The 7,478-nt window shown below is 37.7% G+C and carries 5 protein-coding genes; 2 read left to right on the top strand and 3 right to left on the bottom strand.

From position 1 onward, the window contains the following. Positions 1-455: 2OG-Fe(II) oxygenase (locus AFK68_RS18650; protein WP_143438028.1), on the top strand; the 455-nt coding region annotated here is incomplete at its 5' end. A gap of 178 nt (positions 456-633) precedes the next feature. Next, positions 634-1,128: a DUF427 domain-containing protein gene (locus AFK68_RS18655; protein WP_094674057.1), complete on the top strand. Its 495-nt coding sequence runs from the start codon at positions 634-636 to the stop codon at positions 1,126-1,128. Between the two features lie 998 nt (positions 1,129-2,126). Here the strand turns inward: AFK68_RS18655 and AFK68_RS18670 are convergent. The 3 genes from AFK68_RS18670 to AFK68_RS18680 all read right to left on the bottom strand — a co-directional run bounded on the left by AFK68_RS18670 (position 2,127) and on the right by AFK68_RS18680 (position 7,219). Further along, complete coding sequence (locus AFK68_RS18670; RefSeq protein WP_094674059.1) at positions 2,127-3,419, bottom strand: APC family permease; 1,293 nt, start codon at positions 3,417-3,419, stop codon at positions 2,127-2,129. A 562-nt stretch (positions 3,420-3,981) separates the two neighbouring features. Continuing rightward, positions 3,982-5,358 carry a DUF4114 domain-containing protein gene (locus AFK68_RS18675; protein WP_094674060.1) on the bottom strand — a complete coding sequence of 459 codons (1,377 nt, stop codon included), beginning with the start codon at positions 5,356-5,358 and terminating at the stop codon, positions 3,982-3,984. A 424-nt stretch (positions 5,359-5,782) separates the two neighbouring features. Continuing rightward, positions 5,783-7,219, bottom strand: coding sequence for a TldD/PmbA family protein (locus tag AFK68_RS18680; RefSeq protein ID WP_094674061.1), 1,437 nt, complete (start codon positions 7,217-7,219; stop codon positions 5,783-5,785). Positions 7,220-7,478: the final 259 nt, after the last annotated feature.

The raw sequence follows: 7,478 nt of genomic DNA on the forward strand, positions 1-7,478 counted from the left end.
TTCCTTTACAAGATATTCAAGTAGGTTGCAATATTAACATTACTGAAAAAGGAGGTACATATCAGTGGCATTATGACCGAAATGCTATTACCGCTCTTTTATATTTGAACAAAGTTGATGGAGGAGAAATTGAATTTTATCCCAATTATAGAATTACCTTACCCAGTGCTAAATTTTCTAGATTTCAGAGTGTGATAGATCGGGTACAACAATTGAGTTTTTTTCGTCACACCTTTGGCAAACAAATTATTATTAAACCTCAACCTGGTTTACTATTAGTTATGGCTGGGGATAAATGTCTACATAGCGTTCGTCCAGTAACAGAAGCAGAGGAGCGAATTAATATTGTTATGGCTTACGATTTACCCAATGCTAGTTTTGTAATTCAAGAAAAATTGAATACTTATTTATATAATTCAGAAGAGGTGGTAAATACAGACCAAAGCTACTCTTAAATCTACCAATACTAAACCAAAGTTAAAATAGATAAAGAGAGAGAAAATTATCATTATTTTACTCTATTTTTAATTCTCTAGTTACTAAGAAATACAAATTCAAGCAATGTTTGTGGCAAAGTCTGAAATTTTGATTATACTGATAATTGATAATTGATAACTGATAACTGAAATGACAATGACACCAAATCCAATTCCACCCAAACCCGGTCAAGAATCAGTCTGGGATTATCCACGTCCAGCTATTTTACAAGACACAGATAAACATTTGAAGGTTATTTTTAATAACATAGTTTTGGCAGAAACAAATCAAGCCAAAAGAGTCTTAGAAACAAGTCACCCTCCTTGTTATTACATTCCACCAGAAGATGTTAAAATAGATTATTTAATCGAAAATCCCAGGAAAACTTTCTGTGAGTGGAAAGGTTCAGCTTCCTATTATGATGTGTCGGTTGGTGACAAATATGTAAGTAATGCTGTGTGGCGATATTTGAATCCTACTTCTAGTTTTATTTCTATGGAAGGATATTATAGTTTTTATGCTAGTTTGATGGATGCTTGTTATGTTAATGATGAGTTAGTGAAAGCTCAAGCAGGAGATTTTTATGGAGGATGGATTACTTCTGATCTTGTCGGACCATTTAAAGGTGAACCAGGAACAAGATGGTGGTAAATAATCGATAATTGATAATGAATAATGGATAATGGATAATTGATAATTGATAATTGATAATGGATAATGGATAATTGATAATTGATAATTGATAATTGATAATTGATAATTGATAATTGATAATTAATCCCCAGAATACAAGAAATAATGAGGTGGGATATGGAAGTATTGCAACAANTTGATAATTGATAATTGATAATTGATAATTGATAATTAATCCCCAGAATACAAGAAATAATGAGGTGGGATATGGAAGTATTGCAACAATATCCTTGGTATCAACCAATATTACCAGAGGGAATTGAAATTGGTGAACAAAGAGGAAGACTTTCTGAAATATAAATCGGATTAGAATAGAGATTTGGGGAGTCAGGGAAAGAGATATTTTCTGAGATTAATACTATAGAAAATGTTCGGGTTTTAGAAACAATTATTGCCTCTCTAAAAACTGTGGAAACTATCGATTAGTTAAGACAAATTTATCAGTCAAATTCTTAAACAATATATTTGGGGCGGGTTTATTTTATTTGATGGTTAAACTTGTTAATTTAACCTAGAACCCGCCCCTACTACTGGCACATTTTGCCTGTGTTAGTCTACTTAGGGTTTGCTGATTAATTATAAAAGTATTGACATATAAAGGCTTTAGGCTTTTTAGGTCGAAAAAAGTGCAAGCTTTTCGGTGGAAAGAGCTGCATAAAGCTAGGATTTTGGGATGATCATGGCAGAAAAATTGAGGGACAATTTTTCCGACTACCTCCTTTATAATTCCCATTTCTCCTGACTCCTGTACGGGCGTTTTGCTATCGCACAACTCCGTTTTGCTAGCGCAAAGCTCCGCTAACGGCGCTTGAGCCGACATGANCATTTCCGTTCCGGAATGCTCCGCAAACGCCCCTACGACTCCTGACTCCTACCCTTACCACGCATATTTTATTCAGCAAACCCTACTTATAGTTTCTATAAGTGCAGATAAATATAAGGGAAAAATTGTGAATCTAATCAGTAATCAATCTATGAATCAAACTATGCCAAATTAAACCAACAATAATTAACCCTAAACCTACTAACCAAATTTGCTGTTCTACCCAAAAAGCTAGAAACAAACAAGAAGCTAAACCTACCCAACCTAACCACTTAGGATAAAGTCTTTCTTCTGGAGAAAGTTGGAGAGCAGCAAAATTAGTAATAGCATAATAAATTAAAACATTAAAAGCACTAAAAGACCAAGTAGTTTTCACATCTCCAATTAAAACTAAAAAAGCGATCGCTATTCCCACTACTACCACCGCAACATAAGGTGTAGTTTCCCCACTATTTAACCTAGCAAAAATTCTAGGTACATCTCGTCGTCTTCCCATTGCCAACAAAACTCGCGACAAACCCAAAATCAGATTTAACAGCACTCCCAACATTGCCGTAATAGCACCAACAGCAATTAATTGAGGAATCACAGGAATACCTAAACCTAATTTAGCAATAACTTCCAAAGGTGCAGCTAAACTTACATCTGCTTGAGATAATTTATCTATCACCTCTTTACCAACTATCACGCTAACTACAGAAATAGAAATATATAATAAACAAGTGACAAGCATTGTCAGAGCGATCGCTCTGGGAATAGTACGTCGTGGCTCCTTAACTTCCTCGCCTAAAGTTGCAATACGTCCATAACCAGTATACGCGACAAACATTAAAGCAGCAGCTTGTAATAAAGATGGTATAGGTTTATCCCCAGGAAAAAAAGGCGTTAAATTTTCCCCTCCAGACAAGATAACTTTAGGTATTCCTGCCAAAATAAATATAGCTAGAGAAAATAATGTAATTGAAACAATAATAATATTAGTGACATTAGAGCGACGAATACCACTTAAGACAACTATAGTTAATACAACCACAGCACTTAAAGCAGTCAACACCAACCAAATTTGATTATTCACACCAAAAGCATTCAGCAAATAACCAGCAAAACCTAAAGCAGCAGTAGCAGCAGAAGCACTTTTAGCTAACAGAAACATCCATCCAGCAATGAAACCTAACCAATGATTCAGATATTTGTAACCATATTCGTAAGTACCACCACTAACAGGATGATTTGCTGCTAACTGGGCGCTATTAAAAGCATTGCAGGTAGCAACAACAGCACCTATCGCTACAGCAATAATTACCGAGGGGCCGGAAATACCAGCAGCAATACCAATACTGACAAATACTCCAGTACCGACAATTGAACCTAAACCCATAAGGGTAGCGCCGAATACGCCAATTTCTCGTTTTAGTTGAGCTGTCATTTCAGTTATCAGTTATCAGTTATCAGTTATTAGTTATTAGTTAGGGTTTGCTGACAAAAGTCTAATAGTGATAACAGGGAATAGGGAACTCTTAACAGTTTAGACTATCTGTCATGGCCAAATTTTCTGATTGGAGTTGTCAAAACTCTACCATTTTGAGACGACAACAGCCAAAAACTACCTACTTTTTCACTTTTTCAGGAATTAAACAGGCTAAAACCGTTATCTGTTAATGCTTTTATCTTTAATCAGCAAGCCCTAGTTATCAGTCCCTTAAATGAGAAGCTTTTGACATTATAGTGTAATATGTAATAATGGTCTCATAAAATAACAAGCCCTTATTCAAAAAGTTGCGTAATTCTGAGGTTGTCTCAGAATGCAAGACGCACTCAAGACAGTCAAAAGTAAGATTTTATAGACTCTGTCGGTATAAAAAAGCATAGAATAGAAACCGGGTTTGTTTTAAATGCTTCACATACTAACATCTGACTCCCACAAACCCGGTTTCTTCAACACTCCGAAGCAGATAATAATTGGTTTGATTTTTGATTTTTGGGTAAGTCTATTGGAACTTACGCTTACGCAGGCGAGAACCGACACCCAAAGCACCAAGGGTTAACAGACCAAAAACTGAACTAGGTTCGGGAACTGCATTGACTTCAATAGAACCATAAGCTACACCACCGTCACCGTCTGAGACTCGCAAATTCATTGCATAAAGGCCGGGTCTTGAGAAAGACCATTCGCCACTGCTGCCTGTAAAGTCATCGAATAAACCGTCTCCATCCAAATCCCAATCAAAGGTAAGAATATCATTAATGCCTGGATCTGTCGCTGTGGCAGTAAAATCGAATGCGCGGTTGATATGGATTGTGAAATCCTCGGTTAAGCTGCTAATGATGGGGTCGAGGTTGTTAACTGTTAGGGTTTTGGCAAGGATGTTACTAATGCCACCATCGTCGTCTTCTGCTCTTGCTGTGTAGGTAAAGGTACCATTGTCTGCAAATACTCCCAGATTTTTGCTGACAAAACGGTTGCCAGAAGTGCGGGTATCAGTGCCGATATTTTCGTCGTTAAGGAAAAAGGATATGGCATCAGCGCCAGGGTCGGTAGCAAATAGTTCTGCAAATGCCGAGTCGCCTTCGTTGATGACTGGGCTGGAGAAGTTGAAATCTACGGTCGGTGCAACATTTTGGACATTGACAGTTCTGGTGATTGTTTGGCTTCTACGACCATCTTCGTCTATTACTTGTGCAGTCTGGGTGTAACTACCATCGTCGCCTAATAGACCTAATGGCACTGTTGTCGATGCACTGCCAGAACTTCCCGATGAAGTCCTGGCAGTTACCTTCCTATTATTAACATAGAAGTCGAGATTATCTCCGTCGCGATCGCTAGCAGATAATGTTGCTGAGACTGACTGACCTTCAAAAATGTTGATGTTTCCATTCCGACCATTGAGGAAAAACGATTCAAGCGTTGGAACAGTTTCAGGTGTCGGACTAACACCATAGAACATAAAAGTGTGGTCATCAAAATCCCAGTCTCCACCACCAAAAATGTCTTCAAAACCAACCCTGGCAACACCGGGACTCAAATAAGAAACTTTAGCATGGGGAATGCCATCGGGATTGCGACTAGCATCTCCAGTGTAATACCGATAGCCAGTGGAAACTTGTAATTCAAATAGGAGTTCTTCTCCTGGGGAAACTGCAAAATTTACAACTTTTCCTGTTTCTCGGTTGGAGGCAATGGGTCTCCGATAGGGGGAAGCAAGCCACAGGTAGCTATCGAAAGCTGCGGTGGAACCCAAAACAGACACAGTGATATTGCTGCCACTGGCATAGAGAGCAGCAGCTTGAGTAGAGGTAGCAAGGGAGGCAAAGGATAACAAGGATACAATGGTACTAGCAATGGGTAAATTGAAGAAAAATTTCATGTTTTTCTCCTGAAAATATTTGATTTTCTATAACGTTACTATTGAATAATAAAGCATAAACATAAAAAAAAGTTGTCGAAGATCGACAACTTTAATTGACAAATTCAAAAACCAGTCATAGCAATATATTCAGCATAAATTGAGTTAAAATCGACAAAATAATTTTTAAACATTGTCGAAAATCGACAACATTAATGATTCACGATAGTGTAAAATCGAAGGGGGAAACTGTGGGGAAATAGTTGTGATTAAATTTAAAGATGCCAGAAAAAGATAAAAAGTATTTTAGAACTCACGAGGAATTAGCCATTTATCAATTGGCATTCTCAACTGTAAGTTGAGGAAGTAATTTTGCGATTGATTATTGTATAACCAGATTTTATATTACTACCCCCAACTTCCACACCTCTCACACTCCCCTTATCTAACTTCCAACTTCTGAAGCATCTCCACCAACAACAACATTCCTAATACGCAAACTTGGTCCGCCACAACCAACAGGTAAACCATTTTGCCCACCTTTGCCACAACCACCAGACTCATCCCAATAAAAATCATCGGCGATCGCTTCAATATCTGCCAAAGTATTAAACACATTTCCCGAAAGAGTCACATCTCGCACAGGTTCAGCTAACTCACCATTTCTAATCATCCAAGCTTCACCAGCACTAAAAGTAAACATTTCCCCATTAGTCATTCCACCCAACCAGTTCCGAGCATAAACTCCCTCCTTAATATCAGTAAATAAATCTGAAACAGGAGTATTTCCTGGTGCTATCCAAGTATTAGTCATTCTGACTAGAGGTGGATAATGATAGTCAAGACAACGTGCATTACCTGTAGGTTTCTCCCCTAATTTTCCAGCAGTTTCTCGCGAGTGCAAACGTCCGACCAAAACTCCATCTTGAATCAACTGAGTAGTAGTTGCTAAAGTACCTTCATCATCATAAATATAACTACCTCGATGTACTTCTCCCTCTTCTCCATTTAGCATCGGTGGCACCATCGCACCATCAAATATTTGTAAGTTCTCAGGACCAAATCTCCGACCAATAGTCATAACTTCTAATAGATCGGGATTTTCGTATGCCATATCTGCTTCTGAAAGATGACCAAAAGCTTCGTGAACAAATAGACCTGTAAGAATAGGGTCAATAACTACTGTATAAGTATTACCTTGAACGATCGGTAAAGCTAGAGAATTAACAGCTCTCTCCGCAGCACTACGAACTTGATTGTCCAGATTAGTTAAATCTTCATAAGCTTTACGAGAACCCGTAGTTTCCCTACCAGTTTGTACGGTTTCCCCATTTCTGGCAGTAGCAGCAAAACGCATTTCCATATCTGTCCAAGATTGTTCTAGCATGGTTCCTTCGGAAGTAGCTAGAATGATTTTTTGGGTACTATCCCCATAACGAACAGATACAGTGGCAATTCGATGGTCAATACTTCGTAGCACTTGGCCATAATGTTCGCAGAGTTCTTTTTTATTGGCTAAAGATATTTGACGAGGGTCTTTACCTGTGAGAGAAACTATATGAGTTGCTTGAATAATAGGTATAGGAGCTAGAAGAGTTTCTTCTTCTCCAATAAGTTTGGCCGCAGCGATCGCCTCTTCTATTCTGTCTTTTAAGGTAGATATTTGATTAAAACTGGCAAAACCCCAAGCTCCTTTATAGCAAGCTCGGACTTGACCACCAATGGAAATACCTTCACTCAAGGTTTCTATTTTGTGGCCTCGCAAGAGAATATCTGTTCCTTGGGATTCTTCTAGGCGAATGGCCAGATAATCTACTTGAGAACTATAATCAGCGAGCAGGTCAGATAATAGATTTTTTGGTTCGGTTAGTGATATGAGCATTTATATTTTTACTCTTAACTAGCATTAGTATAAATCAATAATTTTAGAGATTTTTAGGTATTGCTAAAGTGTAGATTATGATAAGTTAAATTCGGGTACAGGAGCTGGAAGATTTTTTGTTAACTTAATTTCAATTCACCCCAGCTAGTACAAATATATATAATTTCTGGAGCAGCATAAAGTACAGTTCTATTTTTCTTTCCTGTTATATCATTTCTCAAAGCTTGGCTACATCTTCTTGAAAGTAGAGAAAAAGGTT

Origin of the sequence: Hydrocoleum sp. CS-953 (genome assembly GCF_002260545.1) — a bacterium.
Taxonomy (GTDB): domain Bacteria; phylum Cyanobacteriota; class Cyanobacteriia; order Cyanobacteriales; family Microcoleaceae; genus Trichodesmium.

Coding starts and splice junctions, on each gene's coding strand:
- AFK68_RS18655 (WP_094674057.1), top strand. CDS start 634: ATGACACCAAATCCAATTCCACCCAAACCCGGTCAAGAATCAGTCTGG.
- AFK68_RS18670 (WP_094674059.1), bottom strand. CDS start 3,419: ATGACAGCTCAACTAAAACGAGAAATTGGCGTATTCGGCGCTACCCTT.
- AFK68_RS18675 (WP_094674060.1), bottom strand. CDS start 5,358: ATGAAATTTTTCTTCAATTTACCCATTGCTAGTACCATTGTATCCTTG.
- AFK68_RS18680 (WP_094674061.1), bottom strand. CDS start 7,219: ATGCTCATATCACTAACCGAACCAAAAAATCTATTATCTGACCTGCTC.